Consider the following 20634-nt stretch of genomic DNA (forward strand, 5'->3'; position numbering starts at 1 on the left):
CATGCGGCCGGCCCGCCACACCGCCCCGCCGGCCGGCCCGCCACACCGCGCGGCCGCCGCGCGCCTCTGGCAGCGTGTCGTCCATGAGCACGGTGAACCGGTTCGCAGCCCTCCACTGGACCGTGCTGGTCCCGCTCGTCGCCGTGGTCGCCCTGGCCCTCAGCTGGGGCCGTGACCTCGCCCCCGCCGCGGTCGGTGTCGTCGCGCTGTGCCTGGCCGGCGCGGTGCTCGCCGCCGTGCACCACGCCGAGGTGGTCGCGCACCGGGTGGGCGAACCGTTCGGCTCACTCGTCCTCGCGGTGGCAGTGACGGTCATCGAAGTGGCCCTCATCGTCACCCTGATGGTCGACGGCGGCTCCAAGACCTCCTCACTCGCCCGGGACACGGTCTTCGCCGCCGTGATGATCACGTGCAACGGCATCGTCGGCCTGTCCATCCTGGTGGGCTCGGTGCGCAACCGTGTCGCCGTGTTCCACGCCGAGGGCTCCGGGGGCGCGCTCGCCACGGTGGCGACCCTGGCCACCCTGAGCCTCGTCCTGCCGACCTTCACCACCAGCAAGCCGGGGCCCGAGTTCTCCACGGCGCAACTGGCGTTCGCGGCGGTCGCATCCCTGTGTCTCTACGGCCTTTTCGTCGCCGTACAGACGGTCCGGCACCGCGACTACTTCCTGCCCGTCGGCCGGCCCGCGAGGGACGACGCCCAGGACCACGCCCCACCACCCGGACGGCGTACGGCGCTGCTGAGCCTCGCCCTGCTCGTCGTCGCCCTGGTGGCGGTGGTGGGAGACGCCAAGGCGGTCTCGCCCGCGATCGAGTCGGGGGTGGCGAGCGCCGGCCTGCCGAACGCGGTGGTCGGGGTGGTGATCGCCCTGCTCGTGCTCCTGCCCGAGACCCTCGCGGCCGTACGGGCCGCCCACCGGGACCGGATGCAGACCAGCCTCAATCTCGCCCTGGGCTCGGCCATGGCCAGCATCGGACTGACCATCCCGGCCATCGCGCTCGCCTCCGTCTGGCTCAGCGGCCCCCTGCTGCTCGGCCTGGGGGCGACCCACATGGTGCTGCTCGCGCTCACCGTGGTGGTGGGCGCCCTCACGGTCGTACCCGGCCGGGCCACGCTGCTCCAGGGCGGGGTGCACATGGTGCTCTTCGCCGCGTTCCTGTTCCTCGCCGTCAGTCCCTGACCGCGTGCCGGGTTCCCCGCCGCCGCACCCATGCGGCGGCGGGGAACCCGGTGGACCCGCTCAGCGGCGCTCGCGCGCCCACACCACCCGGAGACCGGGGGAGGTGAGGATGTCCTTCTCGCAGAACCGGGAATTCACCCATCGCTCGGCCGAGTAGAGGCCGGTCTGATCGCTGAAGTACGGCGACTGGGGATTCGAGGACTGCGCGTAGGTCAGCAAGGTGCGGGCCACCGGGCAGCGGCCGCCGTCCCAGCCGACCGCCTGGACATAGCTGGAACCGTGCGCCACCTCCGTGTAGCCGCCGTCGGCCGGGTTCCACGCGGGCTCGATCTTGTTCCAGATGCCGAGTGCCTCGGTGCCGCCGTGGACCGGGATGTGCTTGCCGTCGCGTACGACGAACTGGTGCTCGCCCAGCGGGGAGTCCAGCGCGATGCCCGCCTTCCGCAGCTCACCCACCGCGTCGGCCAGCGCCCGGGCCAGTCCCGGCGATGCGGTGTTGAGTGTGTTCGGGGTCCGCACCGGGTCGGCCGGTGAGAACGGCACCTTCCACAGCTCCGCGGCCGGGACGGTCGCTACGAGCCGGCGCCAGAAACGGTCGAAGAGCAGCGCCCCGCGGCTGCCGGTGTCCACCGTCCGGTCCCAGCCCTTGAGCACCGCACACGCCTGTGACACGTCGACGGCGCTGCCGTCGCTGCCCACGGCACTGCCACCCGGCAACGCGGCACAGGCCGCGGCCGCGTCGGCGGCGGCCAGGTCCCCGGCCGGCGCCCGGTTGGCGAACTGCTGCCGCTGCAGATCGGTGACGGTCAGTCCGCCCTTCCGGGCCATCGCCGTGACATCTTCCACGGCGCCCCGGGTCCGCAGTGAGCGCGGGGTTCCGACGGTGCCGAACACCCGCGGGTAGCCGGTGAGCGGCTGATCGGCGTTGGCGAGCCACGCGCTGTCGTTGGAGTTCTCCGCGTACGGTGCGTCCTTGAGCGTCGGCATCGCCGACGGCCCGAAGATCCCGGGCTGGAGAGCTTCCGGGTCCGAGCCGAGTGCGCAGTCACCGCGCGAACCGTCCAGCACCGCCAGACCCGCTGCCGGATACGTGGCCCTGCCAAGAGGGGTGGAGCAGCGCTGCGCCAGCTCGTCGGTGATCCGGGGGAGCACCTGTGACTGGGTGAACAGCGAATGGCCGTCCGCGTCCGCCGCGATCGTGTTGACCCAGGGAATGCCCTGGGTGCGGCGCAGCGCGTCGAGAACGCCCTCCGTGTCGCGGGCCTTGCTGAAGCCCAGCGCGGTGTCCGAGGCACGCAGGTTCACCGCGTTCGGGTCGTTCAGCGCGTACGCCGTGCTCGTAGTCCACGGCAGTGGCAGCGTGGAGCCCAGGGAGGTGACGACCGGGCCGTACCGCGTCCACCACTGGGTACGGCTCACCGGGGAGCCGTCCCGTACCGGCACGGTGACGGTCCGCGGGGTCATGCGCTCAGGCCTGCCGTCGACGAGATACGCCGTCGGGTCGGCCGGGTCCAGGGTCAGCTGGTGCAGGTTGAGGGTCACCCCGGTGGCGACCGTGTGGCTCCAGGCGACCTTGGAGTTGTGCCCGATGGAGATGGTGGCAGAGCCCAGCAGGGAGCCGCCCGAGACATTGAGTTCGCCCGGAATGGTCTGCTGAGACTGCCAGAAGCGACGGCCGCCCTGCCACGGGTAGTGCGGATTGCCCAGCAGCAGCCCGCGCCCGTTCGCCGTCGTGCTGCCCCGGAAGGCGACGGCGTTGGAACCCATGTCCGCGCTCTCGGAGGCGAACAGCTCGCGGGCGGCCCGCCCGGCGTCGGCCGGTTCGGGACTCTGCGCCGTACGGGCCACCGTGCGGGTCGCCGTGGCACCCGGCGGCTGGGCTGCGGTGATGCCGTCCACGCCCCGCCCCTGCCCGCCGAGCACAGCGAGGGCGAAGCCGCGTGCCGCGACGTCCAGGGTCGTGACGGGCCCCACCCACACCGCGCCCTTGCACGCCGGATCGGTGATCCTGTTCTGCTTCAACCAGGCGTTGTAGCCGGCCGCCCAGCCGCGCATCAGGTCCTGTACCTCGCGGCCCGGCCCCGCCGGGGCGGGCCGCGCGAGCAGCTTCTCGACCGTGCCCGCGTCCCGTACACCGCGGAAGAAGAGGTCGCTGGAGAGGTTCCGGCCGGCCGAGGAGAGCGACCCGTCGGGCGCCGCGTCGTCCCCGAAATACCGGGAGCGTTCGCCGCGCAGGGTGACGAAACCATCGGCGAGCGTGCAGACCTGATCTGCGGCCTGCGCCCAGCCGGTGCCGAAGCCGAGGTTCGCGTAGTCCTTGGCGAGAATGTGCGGGATGCCGTACTCGGTGTACCGGATGACGGCGGAAAGGCCGCCCCCGGACGGGCGATGCCGACCGTCGCGGTCGTCCGCGGCGGCGGCCGGCGGCAGCGAGGCGGTGGCGGTCACCAGCGCGAGAGCGGTGAGGGCGAGACGTCCGATGCGGGTGCGGAGGTGCAACGTGCCTCCCAAATGGGCGATGAGCCACGGTGGTTGCTCGTGACACGGAAGTGTCACCGGTCACTCATTCAGCAGAGGTGAGCACCTGTCAACATCCCGTTCGGTATCTCCGGTCTTGACCTGTCCCGCCCGGCCGCAACAGGATCGGGCCATGACGGAAGGGCGCGCGATGCGGGGACTGCGCAACAACACGGTCGACGGGGTCGTGCGGGTCAGCGCCGGGCGGGTGCCCGGGCGAACGGCGGTCCACTACCGGGACCGGACGTGGACCTACGCACAGTTGAACGAGGCGGTCTCCTCCGCGGCGGCCGTCCTGACCGCTCACGGGCTGGAGCGGGGCGACCGGGTCGCCGCCTACGGCCACAACTCGGACGCCTACCTGATCGCCTTCCTCGCCTGTGCGCGCGCCGGCCTGGTGCATGTGCCGGTCAATCAGAACCTCACCGGCGACGACCTCGCGTACATCCTCGAGCAGTCCGACAGCGCGCTGGTCCTCGCGGACCCCGACCTGGCCGGCCGGATCCCGGACGGCTTCGCCGTTCGCGCGCTGCGCGGCACGGACGACTCGCTGCTCGCCGCGCTGAGCGAGCCGGAGGAGTTCGACCCCGACCGGGACCAGCACGAACTGGTCCAGTTGCTCTACACCTCCGGCACCACCGCCCTGCCCAAAGGCGCGCAGATGACGCACCGCGCACTGGTGCACGAGTACGTCAGCGCGATCACCGCCCTGGACCTTCACGAGGACGACCGGCCCGTCCACTCGCTGCCGCTCTACCTCTGATCTTGGCCAGTGCTCCGCCCTTCAGGGCGGGGGTGAAGGCCGTCCTCTGTTCCGGATCAGTAATCCAGGATGTCGCACCTCGTGCAAGGGGCTGGCCGCCCTTTGTCGCGGGGAGGGGCACCGGGAACCGCCTTGCGGTCGCGGCCGGCGGCGGTCACTTCCATGGCTCGACGCCCCGGTGGCTCGTCGCGACCACCGGGGCGTTTCCAGGTCCGCACAGACGCGTCGCCCAGGCTCCGGGCCCGCCCGGGACCCGGGTGGCGAGGTCAGGCCCGGTCGAGCAGTGTTGCCAGGATGTCGTGGAGAGTCGCCTCCGGATCGGTCACGGCACCCGCCGACCGCCAGGCCACGAAGCCGTCCGGACGGACGAGTACGGCACCCTCGTCCGTTGTGCCGTGGACCTCGGCCCAGTCCGCCCCGTTCGCGTTTCCGGTCTCGGGCGTCAGATCGGCGTCCGGCCCGGCCCCGACCCGGTAGGCGTCGAGCCGTACGGACATCCGGTCCGCGACCCGCTGCGCGGCCGAGTGCCACCCCGCGCCCGCGGACCCGGTGAGCAGTACGAAGGAACGCTCGTAGAGGTCGAGCGTGGACTTCCGCTCGCCCCGGTGGAGGAGCCACATGTGCGGCGCCCGGGTGCCCGGCGCCCCGGTCAGCTCCATCCGCTCGGGTACGACGGGCAGTTGCGGGTCGACGCCGAGCACCGCGCCCCGGATGTAGCGGTAACCCATGGCGACCGAGAGGATCCCGCCCTGCCTTCCGCCGCCCACGCCGGGAGCGGGTGCGTAGCCCGGGTGACTGTGCTCGCTCGACCGCGCGGAGGCCCGCGCGCTGGTCGCCCGCGCCACCGGCCGGCGCTCGGCGTCGTAGGACTCGAGCAGTGCGGGGCCCGCCCAGCCGTCCAGGACGGCGGCGAGCTTCCAGGCCAGGTTGTGCGCATCCTGGATACCGGTGTTGGAGCCGAACGCCCCGGTGGGGGACATCTCGTGGGCGGAGTCCCCGGCCAGGAAGACCCGGTCGGCCGAGTACCGCTCCGCGACCCGCTCGGCGGCGTGCCACGGCGCCCGGCCGGTGATCTCCACGTCGAGGTCGGCCGCGCCGACCGCCTGGCGGATGTGCTTCGCGCACCGGTCGTCGGTGAAGTCCTCCAGGGTCTCCCCGCGGTCGGGTTGCCAAGGCGCGTGGAACACCCACCTCTCCAGGTTGTCCACCGGCAACAGAGCGCCGTCCGCGAGCGGGTTGGTCAGGTAGCACACGATGAAGCGCCGGTCGCCCAGCACGTCCGCCAGACGCTTGGAGCGGAAGGTGATGCTCACGTTGTGGAACAGATCACCGGGCCCGGTCTGCCCGATCCGCAGATGTTCACGCACCGGACTGCGGGGCCCGTCGGCCGCGATGAGATAGTCCGCGCGGATTGTGCTGAGTTCACCGGTTTCGCGGCTCTTCACGACCGCGGTCACTCCGGTCGAGTCCTGGTCGAAGGAGACCATCTGGGTGGAGAACCGGATGTCCGCCCCCTGTCGGCGGGCCTGGGCCAGCAGGACCGGTTCCAAATCGTTCTGACTGCAGAGGCACCAGCCCGTCGGGCTGAAGCGCGCGAGCCCGCCGCCCGGGTCGATCTCCTTGAACAGCCACTCCTGGTCGTCGCCTGTGAGTGACCCCGCCTGCAGGATCCCGTGGTTGTCCGCGAGGACCGACGCGGCCTCCCGGATCCCCGGCTCGGCGCCCGCCGTGCGGAACACCTCCATCGTGCGCACGTTGTTCCCGCGCCCGCGCGGGTGCATCGACGTGCTCGCGTGTTTTTCGACCAGCAGATGCCGGATGCCGAGCCGGCCCAGAAACAGTGAGGCGGACAGGCCCACCAGGGAGCCGCCCACGATGAGGACCGGCACCCGGTCGTCGATCTTCTCGTTCATCAGTCGCTCCAGCTCGCCCTACGGGATGCAGTGTCCATGCCCTTGTGGGACTGGTTCGGACGCCCATTCACCCGCTTGGTTCACACATCTCGCGCCACCCGTACCAGCGGCCCACGATCGACTCGGGAGAGCCGCCCGCGACGTGGGGGGCGGACCGTCCGCATCCGCCATCGGAGGAGTGAGAATGATGACAACCTTGTCGGAACGGATATCGCAGTCCGCCTTCGACGGCTCCAGGCTTCGGGTCGTTCTGCTGCTGGACCTTCACGAAGGTGCCCAGAAGCAGTTCCTCGAAGCGTACGAGCACCTGCGCAACCAGGTCGCGTCCGTTCCCGGACACCTCAGCGACCAGTTGTGCCAGTCGATAGAGAACCCCTCGCAGTGGCTCATCACCAGCGAATGGGAGAGCGCACCGCCCTTCCTCGCCTGGGTGAACAGCGAGGAGCACGTCAAGACGGTCCAGCCGCTGCACAACTGTGTACGCGACACCCGATCCCTGCGCTTCAGCATCCTGCGGGAGACCGGGAAGAGCTTCACCGGCGACCCCGAGCCGGCCAAGGGCCACCTCCAGACCTCCCCCCGTCTCGGCGACGGTGTGGTCCGACACGCCCTCACCTTCACGGTCAAGCCGGGCAGCGAGGCGACCGTCGCCAAGATCCTGGCCGGATACACCCCGCCGGAGTCGAGGGTCGACGAGATCACCCGGCTGCGCCGCACCTCGCTGTTCATGCACGGCAACCGCGTCGTACGAGCGGTCGAGGTACAGGGCGACCTGCTGGCGGCCCTGCGTCACGTGGCGCAGCAGCCGGAGGTCAGGGCCGTCGAGGAGGCCATCAACCCCTACCTGGAGCAGGACCGCGATCTCAGCGATCCCGACTCCGCCCGGGTGTTCTTCACCCGCGCCGCGCTCCCCGCGGTCCACCATGTGGCCGCGCGCGAGCACGACCCGTCGGCCGTCACCCGGCACGCGATGCTCTACCAGGCCAAGCAGGGCTGCGGCATGGCACTGGCCCGGCTGCTGGCCGGCCAGGACGAAGCGGCGGCCGATGACGCCACGAGCCCCATCGACAGCAGCACGATCTTCCAGCGTGACGACATCGTGGTCAGGCTCATCGACATCAGTGGCCCGATGAACGCCAGGCCAGCGCTGGCGCTCGGCGTCGAAGGCGCCCGCAAGGCGGCCGTGCTGGCGCGTCTGCTGGAAGGCCCGGCGGACAACGCGCCGAGGAGCGACGCGGAAATCGCGCGGTTCCTCGAGCGATCCGACATGAACCTGATCACCGACCGGCTGGCCCGGGACTCCTGATCCGGCACCGGGCCCAGAGGGTCACCCGCTCAACGCCGCCGGCACAACGCACCTGGAGGAAGTACCCATGACCATGCACCGCCCACGCATCGTGGACCTCAGCGAGACCCAGCCCAACCGCAGGCGCGGAGGCGACCTGCGCGCCATGCTCACGCCGACCGCGGTGGGCGCCACGAGTGGCTTCATGGGCCTGGCCATCGTGCAGCCCGGTGACCGCATCGGCGAGCACTACCACCCGTACTCCGAGGAGTTCGTGTACGTCGTGAGCGGACTCCTCGAGGTGGACCTGGACGGGGAACCGCACCCGATCCGGCCCGACCAGGGCCTACTGATTCCCCCTCATGTGCGACACCGCTTCCGCAACGTGGGCGACGTCGAGGCCCGCATGGTCTTCCACCTCGGCCCGCTCGCCCCGCGCCCTGAGCTGGGGCACGTCGACACCGAGCACACGGACAGCACCGAGCAGGGCTGGCCGCCAGAACGTACGGAGGTGGTTTCGTGACCCGGCGGGTGGCGATCACCGGGGTCGGCATCGTCGCCCCCGGCGGAGTGGGCGCACCGGCGTTCTGGGACCTGCTCTCGAACGGCCGCACGGCGACGCGGGGCATCACCCTCTTCGACCCGGAGGGCTTCCGCTCCCGTATCGCGGCCGAGTGCGACTTCGATCCCGCGGCCCACGGGCTCGACAGCGAGCAGGTGGCGCGCTCGGACCGGTACATCCAGTTCGCCCTGGTGGCCGCCAAGGAGGCCATACGTGACGCCGGCCTGGACCCGGAGAAGGAGGACCCCTGGCGCATAGGGGTGTCCCTGGGCACCGCGGTCGGCGGCACCACACGCCTCGAACACGACTACGTGGCCGTCAGCGGTAGCGGCTCGCGCTGGGACGTGGACCACCGGCCGGCGGGCCGTCATCTGCACCGGGCGTTCTCACCGAGCTCCCTCGCCTCCGCGGTCGCCGAACAGGTCGGCGCACACGGCCCCGTCCAGACCGTCTCGACGGGATGCACCTCCGGTCTCGACGCGATCGGGTACGCCTTCCAGTCCATCGAGGAGGGCCGGGTCGACGTGTGCATCGCAGGCGCGTCGGACTCGCCGATCTCCCCGATCACGGTGGCCTGCTTCGACGCCATCAAGGCGACGTCGGCGAACAACGACGACCCGGCGCACGCCTCGCGGCCGTTCGACGCCAACCGGGACGGCTTCGTCATGGGCGAGGGCGGGGCCGTGCTCGTGCTGGAGGACCTGGACCACGCACGGGCCCGCGGCGCCACCGTGTACTGCGAGATCAAGGGGTACGCCACGTTCGGCAACGCCTACCACATGACCGGACTGACCCGCGAGGGCCTGGAGATGGCCGAGGCCATCAACAACGCTCTCGACCACGCCCGCCTCGACAGCTCACAGATCGACTACGTCAACGCGCACGGCTCGGGCACCCAGCAGAACGACCGGCACGAAACGGCCGCGGTGAAGCGGTCGCTGGGCGCACACGCTTACAACGTGCCCATGAGCTCGATCAAATCGATGGTGGGCCACTCGCTGGGCGCCATCGGTGCGATCGAGATCGTGGCATGCGTGCTGGCGCTGGCCAACCAGGTCGTGCCGCCGACGGCGAACTACGAGACCCCGGACCCGGAGTGCGACCTCGACTACGTGCCACGCACCGCGCGCCCCCTGAAACTGCGCAGCGTGCTCTCGGTCGGCAGCGGGTTCGGCGGATTCCAGTCCGCGGTGGTCATGACCCGACCAAGTGGGAGGACACGATGAGCTTCCGGCAGGATCGGCGTTCGGTCGTCACAGGAATAGGTGTCGTCGCCCCCAGCGGGGCGAGCACCGAGGTCTTCTGGAAGACGACGCGGGAAGGCATCAGCGTTCTCGACCGGGTCACCCGTGAGGGATGCGAGCATCTGCCGCTGCGCGTGGCCGGCGAGGTGCGGGGCTTCGACCCGATGGCGCTCATCGAAGAGCGCTATCTCGTCCAGACCGACCGGTTCACCCACTTCGCGATGGCGGCGGCCGACCTCGCGCTGGACGACGCCCGGCTCGGCCGCGCCGACTACGACGGATCACCGTTCGCCGTCGGGGTGGTGACCGCCGCCGGATCGGGCGGTGGCGAGTTCGGTCAGCGGGAGCTCCAGCGGCTTTGGGGCCAGGGCTCCCGCTACGTCGGGCCGTACCAGTCCATCGCCTGGTTCTACGCCGCCAGCACCGGCCAGATATCCATCCGCGGCGGCTTCAAGGGACCCTGTGGTGTCGTGGCCAGCGACGAGGCCGGCGGTCTGGACGCGCTCGCACACGCCGCCGGCGCCATCGGCCGGGGCACCGACGCCGTCGTGGTCGGTGCCGCCGAGGCACCCCTGGCCCCGTACTCGGTGGTCTGCCAGCTCGGGTACGAGGATCTGAGCACCTGCGACGACCCGGCGCGTGCTTACCGGCCGTTCACCGCCGAAGCCTGCGGCTTCGTCCCCGCCGAGGGCGGAGCCATGCTGGTCGTCGAGGAGGAGCAGTCGGCCCGTCGCCGCGGCGCCCGGATCCGGGCCAAGCTGGCCGGCCACGCCGCGACCTTCACGGGTGCGTCCCGCTGGGAGGAGTCCCGGGAGGGACTCGCCCAGGCGATCCGCGGCGCGTTGCGGGAAGCCCACTGCGCGCCGGAGGAGATCGACGTCGTCTTCGCCGACGCGCTCGGCGTGCCGGCGGCGGACCGGGCAGAGGCCCTGGCGATAGCCGACGCCCTGGGCGCCTACGGGCCGCGCGTACCGGTCACGGCTCCCAAGTCGGGTATCGGCAGGGCCTACTGCGGTGCGCCCGTCCTGGACACGGCCGCCGCGGTGCTCGCCATGGAACACGGCGTCATACCGCCCACGCCCAACGTCTTCGACGTGTGCCACGACCTCAACGTGGTGACCGGCGCCGCTCGTCCCGCCGAACTGCGGACGGCGCTCGTGCTCAGCCGTGGGCTCATGGGGTCGAACGCGGCCCTGGTGCTGCGGGGCGCCACCGACACCACCACGTGAGAAGGAGAACTCTCATGAACGCTCAACTGACCATGGAAGAACTGGCCGTGCTGATGAAGAAGGGCGCCGGCCTGACCGTCGATCCGAACGAGATGGCGAGCCGCCCCGACTCCAAGTTCGACGAGTTCGGCCTCGACTCGCTGGGCCTCCTCGGCATCGTGGGCGAGCTGGAGAACCGGCACGGCCGGCCGCTGCCCCCCGACGCCGACCGGTGCAAGACGCCGCGTGAGTTCCTCGACCTCGTCAACAACACCCTCATGACTGGAGCCTGACGTGCCCGGACACACCGAGAACGAAATCACCATCGCAGCCCCCCTGGACCTCGTCTGGGACGTGACCAACGACATCGAGAACTGGCCTCGGCTGTTCAGTGAGTACGCGTCGGTCGAGATCCTCGCCCGGGAGGGCGACAAGACGACCTTCCGGCTGACCATGCACCCCGACGAGAACGGCAAGGTCTGGAGCTGGGTCTCGGAACGGGAGACCGACCGCGCCGGGCTCTGCGTCCGCGCCCGCCGGGTCGAGCCCGGCCCGTTCCAGTACATGGACATCCGCTGGGAGTACGAGGAGGTGCCGGACGGTATCCGGATGCAGTGGACGCAGGACTTCGCGATGAAGCCCGAAGCCCCGGTCGACGACGCCTGGATGACGGACAACATCAACCGCAACTCCCGCATCCAGATGGAACTGATCCGCGACCGGATCGAGCAGCACGACCGCGAAGGCCACACGCCCGCCCCGGTCACGCCGAACTGACGCCCGCCGCCCGCCGCCTACGTGCCGCCGGTTCCCGGCGGCACACGAAGGGACCCCCCGATGCACCACGCTCTGATCGTCGCCCGTATGGCGCCGGATTCGGCTCCGGACATCGCCGACCTGTTCGCGGCCTCCGACGGCGGTGAACTGCCACACCTCGTCGGAGTCAGCCGGCGCAGTCTGTTCCAGTTCGGCGATGTGTACCTGCACCTCATCGAATCGGAGCGGCCGCCCGGCCCCGAGATCGCGAAGGTCACGGAACACCCGGCCTTCCGGGACATCAGCGACAAGCTGTCCGCCTTCGTCAGCCCGTACGACCCCGAAACCTGGAAGAGCCCGAAGGACGCCATGGCCCACCAGTTCTACCGCTGGGAGCGCGACCGTACCGCGTGACGAGCATGAGTTCGCCCCGAGCCCGGCGATGAGCCGGGCTCGGGGCGTTTCGGTTCGTTCCCCGCGGGGTTCGTTCCTCGCGGTCTCGCGGATTCGTTTCGCGAGACCGCGAGGGAAGAGGGCTCAGCCGGGGACGGTGCACTCGAACGCGTGCAGATACGCGTTGACCGGCCGGATTTCGCCGATGAGCAGACCGGCATCGGTGATCCGGTCGACCAGACTCTCCTTGGAATGCTTGGCGCCGCCGACATTCAGCAGCAGAAGCAGGTCCATGGCGGTGGTGAACTTCATGGAGGGCGTGTCGTCCACGAGGTTCTCGATGACCACGACCCTGGCTCCCGGGCGAGCCGCCGCGACGACGTTCCCCAGAGTTCTGCGGGTGCTGTCGTCGTCCCATTCGAGGATGTTCTTGATGATGTAGAGATCGGCCTTGACCGGGATGCTCTGCCGGCAGTCCCCCGGTAGGATGCGGACCCGCTTGGCGAGCGGCCCGCCGTCGGACAGCCGGGGATCGGACTTGGCCACCACGTCGGGCAGGTCGAGCAGTGTGCCGCGGACCTGGGGATGCCTCTCGAGCAGGCTCGCGAGCACATGGCCCTGACCGCCTCCGATGTCCGCGACCGACGAAACGCCGGTGAGGTCGAGGAGTTCCGCGACGTCCAGCGCGGACTGCATGCTGGACGTCGTCATGGCCTGGTTGAACACATGCGCCGACTCGGGCGCGTCCTGATGCAGATGTTCGAAGAAGCCCTTGCCGAACACCTCGTGGAAGACGCTGGAGCCGGTGCGCACCGCATCGTCGAGCCGTGGCCAGACGTCCCAGGTCCACGGCTCCGTGCACCACAGGGAGATGGAGCGCAGGCTGTTCGGGTCGTCCTCGCGCAGCATCCGCGACATGTCGGTGTGGACGAATCTGCCGTCCTCGGTCGCGGCGAAGATCCCGTAGCAGGACAGGGTGTGGAGCAGCCTCCGCAGCGACCGCGCGTCGCATTTCACGGCCGCCGCGAGGTCCTCCGCGCCCGTGGGCGTCTCGCCCAGCGCGTCGGCCACGCCCAGGCGGGCAGCCGCCCGGACGGCCGCCGCGCACGCCGCCCCGAAGACGAGTTCCCTCAGCCGCATGGAGGACTGCGGGGCGGGAGAGGCAACCGCGGGGGTGGTGGAGGTAGTGGTCGTGGGGGTCGGACTGGCGATCGTCATACCGCCTCGATTCTCCTGGTGAAGAGGAACACCGGTCAGCACATCCCCGCGGGTTCGGAGGCCTGGCACATGTTGCCGGAGAACGTGTTGCCCGTTCCGGTGTCCCGGTTGGCCAGGTCGGCCGAACCGTTGCGGAGCACCACGTTGTCCCGGATGACGTTGTTGGTGTTGAGGGCGCCCACGAAGCTCTTGAACAGCACGATGCCGCCGGAGAGCGGTGACGAGCCCACGTTGTCCGTGACCACGTTCGAGCGCACGACGGTGTCCTCGGCGCCGGTGAGGACGATGCCGGAGCCCTGGATGACGGGGAGCCTGGTGTTGCCGGGGCAGAACTTGTTGTTCTTGTGGATCAGGTTGTTGCGGATGGTCATCGCGCCCGCCCAGGGCTTCGTCTCGTCGCCCACGACGAACACCCCGCCACAGTTGCCCGTAAGGGTGTTGCGGGCCACGGACAGGTTTCTGACCCGCCTGACCGTGACACCGATCCGGTTCCCCGTCAGACGGTTGTCCCGCACCACCGCCCCCTCGGTGTCGATGGCACCACCCTCCCGGTCGATGGTGTTGGCGATGAAGATGCCGGACTCGGCGTTGTCCCGGGCGATGTTGCCCCGGAACACCCCCCGGGTGGACCTCTCCTGGGCAATGCCCCATACGCCGTTCTTCTCGGCGATCACCTTCCGGACGGTCAGCCGGTCGGTGCGGGTGGCCCAGATGCCGTTCTTCTTGAATCCCGAGAGCGTCAGCGCGCGGATGCGTACGCCGTCGACGGTTGCTTTCTCCGTACCCATGACACAGATTCCGTTGCCGGCCTGCGCGCAGGCGTTGGCGGACCGTTTCGCCGCCCCTGGCACGATCACCGTGCGCGCCCCCGCACCCCGCAGGGTCAGGTTCGGCTTCGTGATCAGGACGCTCTCACGGTAGGTGCCGGGCGAGATCACAATGGTGTCTCCCGGCTTTGCGGCGTTCACCGCTTCCTGGATCGATTCGCCCGGACGCACCACGTGCCGGCTGTCGGCGGCGGACGGCGCGGCTGCGCCCAGTCCGGTGGCCGCGACGACTGCGATGCATGCGAGGCTCTTGATCTGTCGTTTCGTCATGAGCCGAAGCTATGGGCGTTCATCGCGGCTCGCCACACGGGGTAAGCGGATGGATACATCGCGTGCGCAAACGGCTTACGCCGTGCGCGGGGCGCTGAAGCGCGCCTCATAGTGCCACACCTTCTTGAGCGCCTGGGGGTCGTAGTGGCCGGTGCGGGCCGGCTCCCCGATGACCCGCGGATCCAGCCTGCCACCGACCGCGATCTCCGCCCCCGGGCCGGCACAGTCCTGTCCGCGGTACTCCGGACGGCGCCGGAGTTCCTCGACCGTCGGCCTGACGCCCGAGTGCCACTCCACCGGACAGCCGAGGCGGCGGGCGGGCCGCCTGTGCGTCGGAGCCGCGGTGGCCCGGATCCAGTACCAGCGCCTCGACGTGCCGGTGCAGCACCACCGGCCCGTGTACCTGTGCCTCGATGTAGTCGTCGAGGGCGTCCCGGCTGTCGGCCTCGGCGACTGCTATGAGCGACATGGCGGTCGCGACACCGAAGTGCATGCTCCGAACGCCACACCTATGCCGGTGGCCCGCCGTCCGTCGCGGCCATCGTGCGGGCCCAGCGGTAGTCCGCCTTGCCGCTCGGGGAACGCCGGATCTCCGGGGCTATCACCAGCTGCCGCGGGATCTTGTACCCGGCCAGACGGGTCCGGCAGTGCGACTGGATCTCGTCGAGCGACGGCTCCGCCGCCCCCTGGCGCAGCTGCACCACCGCCGCCACATGGTTGCCCCACTTCGGGTCGGGTACACCCGCGACCAGCACGTCGTACACGTCGGGATGCGACTTCAGGGCCTGCTCGACCTCTTCGGGGTAGACCTTCTCGCCGCCGGTGTTGATGCACTGCGAGCCGCGCCCGAGCACGGTGACGATGCCGTCCTCGTCGACGGTCGCCATGTCGCCGAGCAGTACCCAGCGCTCGTCGCCCTTGCGGAAGAAGGTGTCGGCCGTCTTCTCCGGGTCGTTGTAGTAGCCCAGCGGCACATGTCCGCGCTGTGCGACGCGTCCTGGTTCGCCGACCGCGACCGGCTCGTACGTGGCCGGGTCGACGACGGCGGTGCGGGCGTTGACCCGCAGCCGGAAGCCCTTCTCGGGGCCGGAGTCGTCCGTCGCCGTGCCGTTGAAGCCGGATTCGGAGGAGCCGAAGTTGTTCAGCAGCATCACGTGGGGCACCAGCTCGTGGAACTGGGCGCGCACGGTCTCCGACATGATCGCCCCGGAGCTGGAGACGCTGAACAGGGCGGAGCAGTCTGTTCCGCCGAGTGGCCCCTTCAGCGCGTCGACGAGCGGCCGCAGCATCGCGTCGCCCACCAGCGACACGCTGGTGACTTTCTCCTTCTCGATGGTGCGCAGCACCTCCTCCGGCACGAATTTGCGGTGGATGACGATGCGCTGGCCGAAGTTGAAGCCGATGAACGCCGTCAGCGTGGAAGTGCCGTGCATCAGCGGGGGAGTGGGGAAGAAGGTGATGCCGTCACCGCCCGCCGCCACCCGCTCGGCCAGCTCCTCCGGAGCCTTGACCGGGTCGCCGGTCGGCGCGCCGCCGCCGAGGCCGGAGAAGAAAAGGTCCTCCTGCCGCCACATCACGCCCTTGGGCATCCCGGTCGTGCCGCCGGTGTAAATGATGAAGAGGTCGTCCGCGGACCTTGGCCCGAACCCTCGTCCGGGAGATCCGGACGCCTCGGCTTCGGTGAACGCGGTCGCCCGTACCTCGGGGGCGTCCTCCGGCGGGGTCCCCACCCGCACCAGATGCCGCAGCTTCTCCGTCCGTGGCAGAGCGCCCGCGACCCGCTCGGTGAACTCCGCCTCGAAGACCAGGGCCGCCAGGTCCGCGTCCCGGTAGAGGTAGACCAGCTCCTCCTCGACGTAGCGGTAGTTGACGTTCACCGGCACGATCCGGGCCTTCAGACACGCCAGCACCGTCTGCAGGTACTCGATGCCGTTGTAGAGGTGCAGGCCGAGGTGCTCGCCCGGCTCGATCCCGCTGTCCAGGAGGTGGTGGGCGATGCGGTTGGCCGCCACGTCGAGCTGGGCGTAGGTGAGCCGGCGCTCCGCCCCGGTGCCGGGATGGTCGACGTACACGAGCGCCTCGCGGTCGGGGACCACGTCGACGACCGACTCGAACAGGTCGGCAAGGTTGTACTCCACCGTTCCTCCTGACCCCGGCAACCAACTGGCTCGGCGGTCATTAGAGCGCCGTGCATCCCAACTGGGAAGAGGGACCGTCAAAGAAATCTGACTACCTGTCAGAAAACTATTGAACTGCATCCGCGTCTCCTGCAACCTGTTCTAGGTCTTGAGACGGGAGAAACGGCGATGGCTGGTACCGAACACCTCACCGTGCAGCGCGAAGGCGCCACGCTGGTACTCACCTTGAACAGGCCCGAGGCGAAGAACGCGCTCTCGCTGCCACTCCTGGTAGGGCTGTACGACGGCTGGCAGGAGGCGGACGAGGACGACGCGATCCGCTCCGTGGTGCTCACCGGCGCGGGCGGCGACTTCTGCGCCGGCATGGACCTCAAGGCCCTGGCCGGCAAAGGGATGGAAGGAGAGCGGTACCGGGACCGGCTGAAGGCCGACCCCGATCTGCACTGGAAGGCGATGCTGCGCCACCACCGCCCTCGCAAGCCCGTCATCGCCGCCGTCGAGGGTTACTGCGTCGCGGGCGGTACGGAGATCCTGCAGGGTACCGACATCCGGGTGGCCGGCCGGAGCGCCACCTTCGGCCTCTTCGAGGTGAAACGGGGCCTCTTCCCCATCGGCGGCTCGACCGTACGCCTCCAGCGCCAGATCCCGCGCACCCACGCACTCGAAATGCTCCTCACCGGCCGCCCGTACAGCGCCGAAGAGGCGGCTCGTATCGGACTCGTCGGCCGTGTCGTGCCCGACGGCACCGCACTGCAGACGGCGCTCGCCCTAGCCGAACAGATCAACGCCTGCGGCCCGCTCGCCGTCGAGGCGGTCAAGGCGTCCGTCTACGAGACGGCGGAGATGACGGAGACGGACGGCCTGAAGGCCGAACTCGAGCGTGGCTGGCCCGTCTTCGACACGGCCGATGCCAAGGAGGGCGCCCGGGCTTTCGCCGAGAAGCGCCCGCCGGTCTACCGGCGAGCCTGAGCCGGCGACCCCGCGCCCGAAGCCGGCGACCCCGCGTCGCCTGAGCCGGCCACCCCCTTCCGGCGTCCGCCGGAGCGACCACCCGTCCGCGGAGAACTGGAGTTCCGCCCATGACAGCCGCCCCGCCACCAGAGGTGCTGCGCGCCCCGCTGGTCGTCGAGTTCCCGTTCACCCGCTCCCTCGGGCCCGTCCAGGGCGCCTTCCTCACCGCTCTGCGCGAACGCACCGTCCTAGGCGTGCGCACGAGCGACGGCCGGGTGCTCGTACCGCCCGTCGAGTACGACCCCGTCGACTCCGCCGAGCTGCGCGATCTCGTCGAGGTCGCCCCAACCGGCACGGTCACCACCTGGGCCTGGAATCCGGACCCCCGCCCCCAGCAGCCGCTGCCGACCCCCTTCGCCTGGGTGCTCGTCAGGCTCGACGGAGCGGACACCGCCCTGCTGCACGTGCTCGACGTACCGGCACCGGACACCGTACGCACGGGAATGCGCGTCCGGATCCGCTGGGCCGGCGAACGCTCCGGCGCGATCACCGACATCGCCTGCTTCGAACCCCACGACGGGCACGACGGTACGGAAGCCGCCCGGCCCGGCCCGTACAGCGCCGGGTTCCCGGACCCCGTCACCGGCATCGTCGTGCCGGCCCGGCTCGACTACACGTACTCGCCCGGTCGCGCCCAGACCGCGTACATCAAGGCCCTCGGCGACCGGAAGACAGTCGGCGAGCGCTGCCCCTCCTGCCGCAAGGTGTACGTCCCGCCCCGCGGCGCCTGCCCCACCTGCGGCGTGGCGACCGGGGAGCAGGTCGAGGTCGGGCCGCGCGGCACCGTCACGACCTTCTGCATCGTCAACATCAAGGCGAAGAACCTGGACATCGAAGTGCCGTACGTCTACGCGCACATCGCCCTCGACGGCGCGGGGCTCGCCCTGCACGGCCGCATCGGCGGAATCCCCTACGACCAGGTGCGGATGGGCCTGCGCGTAGAACCGGTGTGGACCGAAGGCGGCCGCTTTCCCGACCACTACCGGCCCACCGGCGAACCGGACGCCGACTACGACGCGTACAAGGAGCTGCTCTGATGCCGTACGCCAGGGACGTGGCGATCGTCGCCTTCGGGCAGAGCGACCACCGGCGGCGCACCGACGAGCTGTCGGAGGTCGAGATGGTCATGCCGGTGCTGCACGACGTCCTCGCGCAGACCGGCCTCCAGGCGAGCGACATCGGCTTCACCTGCTCCGGCTCCAGCGACTACCTCGCCGGCCGGGCCTTCTCCTTCACCATGACCCTCGACGGCGTCGGTGCCTGGCCGCCGATCTCCGAATCGCACGTCGAGATGGACGGCGCCTGGGCGCTGTACGAGGCCTGGGTCAAGATCCAGACCGGCGAGGCAGACACCGCTCTCGTCTACTCCTACGGCAAGTCGTCACCGGGCGAGCTCCGCGACGTACTGACCCGCCAGCTCGACCCGTACTACCTGGCACCCCTGTGGCCCGACTCGGTGGCGCTCGCCGCGCTCCAGGCCCAAGCGGTCATCGACGCGGGTGACGCGGACGAGCGCGCACTCGCCGCGGTCGCGACCCGAAACCGTGCTTCCGCCGAGGCCAACCCGCACGCCCAGCTGCGCGGTCCGGTGCCCGCCGGCGACTACCTCGTCCGCCCGCTGCGCACCGGGGACTGCCCACCCGTCGGCGACGGCGCCGCCGCCGTCGTCCTGGCCGCGGGGGACACGGCACGCCGGCTCTGTTCCCGACCCGCCTGGATCCGCGGTCTCGATCACCGGATCGAGGCGCACAGCCTCGGCGTCCGCGACCTCACCGACTCGCCGTCCACCCGGCTGGCCGCCGAGCGGGCCGGCGCCTTCGGCCGGCCCGTCGACACCGCCGAACTGCACGCGCCCTTCACCTCCCAGGAGGTGGTGCTGCGCAAGGCGCTGCGGCTCGGCCCCGCAGTGAACATCAACCCCTCGGGCGGCGCGCTCGCCGCCAACCCGGTGATGGCGGCAGGGCTCATCCGCCTCGGCGAGGCGGCGGCCCGCATCCACCGGGGCGAGTCCGACCGGGCGCTCGCACACGCGACCTCGGGGCCGTGCCTTCAGCAGAACCTGGTCGCCGTACTGGAGGGGGAGCAGTCATGAGCAAGGAGCCAGTGGCCGTCGTCGGCGTCGGCCAGACCAAGCACGTCGCCGCCCGCCGGGACGTCTCCCTCGCCGGGCTGGTCCGCGAGGCGGCCCGCAGGGCGCTCGACGATGCCGAGTTGGACTGGTCGGACGTCGACGCCGTCGTCATCGGCAAGGCCCCCGACTTCTTCGAGGGCGTGATGATGCCGGAGCTCTACCTCGCCGACGCCCTCGGAGCCGTCGGCAAGCCGATGCTCCGGGTCCACACCGCGGGCTCGGTCGGCGGCTCCACCGCGCTGGTCGCCGCCAGCCTCGTCGCCGCGCGCGTCCACCGGACGGTACTGACCCTCGCCTTCGAAAAGCAGTCCGAATCCAACGCGATGTGGGGCCTGTCCCTGCCCGTCCCGTTCCAGCAGCCGCTGCTGGCCGGCGCCGGCGGCTTCTTCGCCCCTCATGTACGGGCGTACATGAGGCGCACGGGAGCCCCCGGGACGGTCGGCTCCCTCGTCGCCTACAAGGACCGGCGCAACGCGCTGAAGAACCCGTACGCGCATCTGCACGAGAAGGACATCACCCTGGAGAAGGTCCAGGCGTCGCCGATGCTCTGGGACCCGATCCGGTACTCGGAGACGTGCCCGTCCTCGGACGGGGCGTGCGCCATGGTCCTCACCGACCTGGCCGGCGCCGCGCGTTCGCCGCACGCGCCCGCCTGGGTGCACGGCGGTGCGATGCGCAGCGAGCCGACACTCTTCGCCGGCAAGGACTTCGTCTCCCCGCAGGCGGGCAAGGACTGCGCCGCCGACGTCTACCGGCAGGCCGGGATCACCGATCCCCGCCGGGAGATCGACGCCGTCGAGATGTACGTGCCGTTCTCGTGGTACGAGCCGATGTGGCTGGAGAACCTGGGATTCGCCGCCGAGGGGGAGGGCTGGAAGCTCACCGAATCGGGAGTCACCGAACTCGACGGCGATCTGCCCGTCAACCCGTCGGGCGGGGTGCTGTCCACCAACCCCATCGGTGCCTCCGGCATGATCCGCTTCGCCGAGGCGGCGCTCCAGGTCCGTGGCCTGGCGGGCGAACACCAGGTGGAGGGCGCCCGTAAGGCGCTCGGCCACGCCTACGGGGGCGGGGCGCAGTTCTTCTCCATGTGGCTGGTCGGTGCCGAGCCGCCGCCCTCCTGACAGGGTCCGGCGCAGGGACGCGCCGCGGCACACGTTCCGCGGCCTGTCCGCCACCGGCGGTGATGGCTAGTCTGGGCCCCGGACGACGGAACC

Annotated in this window: 17 protein-coding genes and 2 pseudogenes; 13 read left to right on the forward strand and 6 right to left on the reverse strand. The window is 70.5% G+C overall.

Going from position 1 to position 20634, the window contains the following annotated elements:
• Nucleotides 1–83: 83 nt before the first annotated feature.
• On the forward strand, nucleotides 84–1181 hold the full coding sequence (locus AB0M62_RS15815; protein ID WP_366074754.1) for an ionic transporter y4hA: 1098 nt from the start codon (nucleotides 84–86) through the stop codon (nucleotides 1179–1181).
• 60 nt (nucleotides 1182–1241) lie between these two features.
• Here AB0M62_RS15815 and AB0M62_RS15820 read toward each other — a convergent pair whose 3' ends face one another.
• A complete protein-coding gene (locus tag AB0M62_RS15820; protein WP_366074755.1) occupies nucleotides 1242–3680 on the reverse strand; it encodes a penicillin acylase family protein in 2439 nt (812 codons plus the stop codon).
• A 169-nt stretch (nucleotides 3681–3849) separates the two neighbouring features.
• Between AB0M62_RS15820 and AB0M62_RS15825 the strand changes: the two are divergent.
• Nucleotides 3850–4455: pseudogene (locus AB0M62_RS15825) on the forward strand (AMP-binding protein); the annotation flags it as partial.
• 272 nt (nucleotides 4456–4727) lie between these two features.
• Here the strand turns inward: AB0M62_RS15825 and AB0M62_RS15830 are convergent.
• Nucleotides 4728–6374 (reverse strand): FAD-dependent monooxygenase, encoded by a 1647-nt coding sequence (locus tag AB0M62_RS15830; protein WP_366074756.1) that lies wholly within the window; start codon nucleotides 6372–6374, stop codon nucleotides 4728–4730.
• Between the two features lie 187 nt (nucleotides 6375–6561).
• On the opposite strand from AB0M62_RS15830, the gene AB0M62_RS15835 reads away from it, so the two are divergent.
• From AB0M62_RS15835 to AB0M62_RS15865, 7 genes are all read left to right on the forward strand, one after another.
• Entirely contained in the window at nucleotides 6562–7680 is a 1119-nt protein-coding gene (locus AB0M62_RS15835) for a SchA/CurD-like domain-containing protein (RefSeq protein WP_366074810.1), read from the forward strand.
• Nucleotides 7681–7747: 67 nt separating this feature from the next.
• Nucleotides 7748–8182 carry a cupin domain-containing protein gene (locus AB0M62_RS15840; RefSeq protein ID WP_366074757.1) on the forward strand — a complete coding sequence of 145 codons (435 nt, stop codon included), beginning with the start codon at nucleotides 7748–7750 and terminating at the stop codon, nucleotides 8180–8182.
• On the forward strand, nucleotides 8179–9447 hold the full coding sequence (locus AB0M62_RS15845; RefSeq protein ID WP_366074758.1) for a beta-ketoacyl-[acyl-carrier-protein] synthase family protein: 1269 nt from the start codon (nucleotides 8179–8181) through the stop codon (nucleotides 9445–9447). Before AB0M62_RS15840 ends, AB0M62_RS15845 begins: the two co-directional genes overlap by 4 nt.
• Complete coding sequence (locus AB0M62_RS15850) at nucleotides 9444–10694, forward strand: beta-ketoacyl synthase N-terminal-like domain-containing protein (RefSeq protein WP_366074759.1); 1251 nt, start codon at nucleotides 9444–9446, stop codon at nucleotides 10692–10694. The genes AB0M62_RS15845 and AB0M62_RS15850 overlap by 4 nt, the downstream gene beginning before the upstream one ends.
• 14 nt (nucleotides 10695–10708) lie before the next feature.
• Nucleotides 10709–10966 carry an acyl carrier protein gene (locus AB0M62_RS15855; RefSeq protein ID WP_366074760.1) on the forward strand — a complete coding sequence of 86 codons (258 nt, stop codon included), beginning with the start codon at nucleotides 10709–10711 and terminating at the stop codon, nucleotides 10964–10966.
• 1 nt (nucleotide 10967) lies between these two features.
• A complete protein-coding gene (locus AB0M62_RS15860; RefSeq protein WP_366074761.1) occupies nucleotides 10968–11450 on the forward strand; it encodes an SRPBCC family protein in 483 nt (160 codons plus the stop codon).
• Nucleotides 11451–11510: 60 nt separating this feature from the next.
• Nucleotides 11511–11843 carry a TcmI family type II polyketide cyclase gene (locus AB0M62_RS15865; RefSeq protein WP_366074762.1) on the forward strand — a complete coding sequence of 111 codons (333 nt, stop codon included), beginning with the start codon at nucleotides 11511–11513 and terminating at the stop codon, nucleotides 11841–11843.
• A 123-nt stretch (nucleotides 11844–11966) separates the two neighbouring features.
• On the opposite strand, the gene AB0M62_RS15870 is transcribed toward AB0M62_RS15865, so the two are convergent.
• The 4 genes and pseudogenes from AB0M62_RS15870 to AB0M62_RS15885 form a co-directional block, all read right to left on the reverse strand.
• The gene (locus AB0M62_RS15870) at nucleotides 11967–13040 is read right to left on the reverse strand and encodes a methyltransferase (protein WP_366074763.1); all 1074 of its coding nucleotides are present in this window, start codon (nucleotides 13038–13040) and stop codon (nucleotides 11967–11969) included.
• Between the two features lie 35 nt (nucleotides 13041–13075).
• A complete protein-coding gene (locus tag AB0M62_RS15875) occupies nucleotides 13076–14137 on the reverse strand; it encodes a right-handed parallel beta-helix repeat-containing protein (RefSeq protein ID WP_366074764.1) in 1062 nt (353 codons plus the stop codon).
• Between the two features lie 75 nt (nucleotides 14138–14212).
• Nucleotides 14213–14624: pseudogene (locus tag AB0M62_RS15880) on the reverse strand (DUF3626 domain-containing protein); the annotation flags it as partial.
• 22 nt (nucleotides 14625–14646) lie between these two features.
• Complete coding sequence (locus tag AB0M62_RS15885; RefSeq protein WP_366074766.1) at nucleotides 14647–16275, reverse strand: acyl-CoA synthetase; 1629 nt, start codon at nucleotides 16273–16275, stop codon at nucleotides 14647–14649.
• 168 nt (nucleotides 16276–16443) lie between these two features.
• Between AB0M62_RS15885 and AB0M62_RS15890 the strand changes: the two genes are divergently transcribed.
• From AB0M62_RS15890 to AB0M62_RS15905, 4 genes are all read left to right on the forward strand, one after another.
• Complete coding sequence (locus AB0M62_RS15890; RefSeq protein WP_366074767.1) at nucleotides 16444–17244, forward strand: crotonase/enoyl-CoA hydratase family protein; 801 nt, start codon at nucleotides 16444–16446, stop codon at nucleotides 17242–17244.
• 110 nt (nucleotides 17245–17354) lie between these two features.
• Nucleotides 17355–18323, forward strand: a complete 969-nt coding sequence (locus AB0M62_RS15895; RefSeq protein ID WP_366074768.1) for an OB-fold domain-containing protein — start codon at nucleotides 17355–17357, stop codon at nucleotides 18321–18323.
• Complete coding sequence (locus tag AB0M62_RS15900) at nucleotides 18323–19378, forward strand: thiolase domain-containing protein (RefSeq protein ID WP_366074769.1); 1056 nt, start codon at nucleotides 18323–18325, stop codon at nucleotides 19376–19378. The genes AB0M62_RS15895 and AB0M62_RS15900 overlap by 1 nt, the downstream gene beginning before the upstream one ends.
• Nucleotides 19375–20541: a thiolase domain-containing protein gene (locus tag AB0M62_RS15905; RefSeq protein WP_366074770.1), complete on the forward strand. Its 1167-nt coding sequence runs from the start codon at nucleotides 19375–19377 to the stop codon at nucleotides 20539–20541. Before AB0M62_RS15900 ends, AB0M62_RS15905 begins: the two co-directional genes overlap by 4 nt.
• Nucleotides 20542–20634 lie beyond the last annotated feature (93 nt).

This window comes from Streptomyces sp. NPDC051219, from assembly GCF_040682335.1.
Taxonomy (GTDB): Bacteria; Actinomycetota; Actinomycetes; order Streptomycetales; family Streptomycetaceae; genus Streptomyces.

Bases quoted from the DNA above. Each gene is read 5' to 3' on its own strand.
- AB0M62_RS15870 (WP_366074763.1), bottom strand. From the start codon at position 13,040: ATGACGATCGCCAGTCCGACCCCCACGACCACTACCTCCACCACCCCC.
- AB0M62_RS15850 (WP_366074759.1), top strand. From the start codon at position 9,444: ATGAGCTTCCGGCAGGATCGGCGTTCGGTCGTCACAGGAATAGGTGTC.
- AB0M62_RS15830 (WP_366074756.1), bottom strand. From the start codon at position 6,374: ATGAACGAGAAGATCGACGACCGGGTGCCGGTCCTCATCGTGGGCGGC.
- AB0M62_RS15840 (WP_366074757.1), top strand. From the start codon at position 7,748: ATGACCATGCACCGCCCACGCATCGTGGACCTCAGCGAGACCCAGCCC.
- AB0M62_RS15835 (WP_366074810.1), top strand. From the start codon at position 6,562: ATGACAACCTTGTCGGAACGGATATCGCAGTCCGCCTTCGACGGCTCC.
- AB0M62_RS15855 (WP_366074760.1), top strand. From the start codon at position 10,709: ATGAACGCTCAACTGACCATGGAAGAACTGGCCGTGCTGATGAAGAAG.
- AB0M62_RS15890 (WP_366074767.1), top strand. From the start codon at position 16,444: ATGGCTGGTACCGAACACCTCACCGTGCAGCGCGAAGGCGCCACGCTG.
- AB0M62_RS15815 (WP_366074754.1), top strand. From the start codon at position 84: ATGAGCACGGTGAACCGGTTCGCAGCCCTCCACTGGACCGTGCTGGTC.
- AB0M62_RS15900 (WP_366074769.1), top strand. From the start codon at position 18,323: ATGCCGTACGCCAGGGACGTGGCGATCGTCGCCTTCGGGCAGAGCGAC.
- AB0M62_RS15865 (WP_366074762.1), top strand. From the start codon at position 11,511: ATGCACCACGCTCTGATCGTCGCCCGTATGGCGCCGGATTCGGCTCCG.
- AB0M62_RS15875 (WP_366074764.1), bottom strand. From the start codon at position 14,137: ATGACGAAACGACAGATCAAGAGCCTCGCATGCATCGCAGTCGTCGCG.
- AB0M62_RS15895 (WP_366074768.1), top strand. From the start codon at position 17,355: ATGACAGCCGCCCCGCCACCAGAGGTGCTGCGCGCCCCGCTGGTCGTC.
- AB0M62_RS15905 (WP_366074770.1), top strand. From the start codon at position 19,375: ATGAGCAAGGAGCCAGTGGCCGTCGTCGGCGTCGGCCAGACCAAGCAC.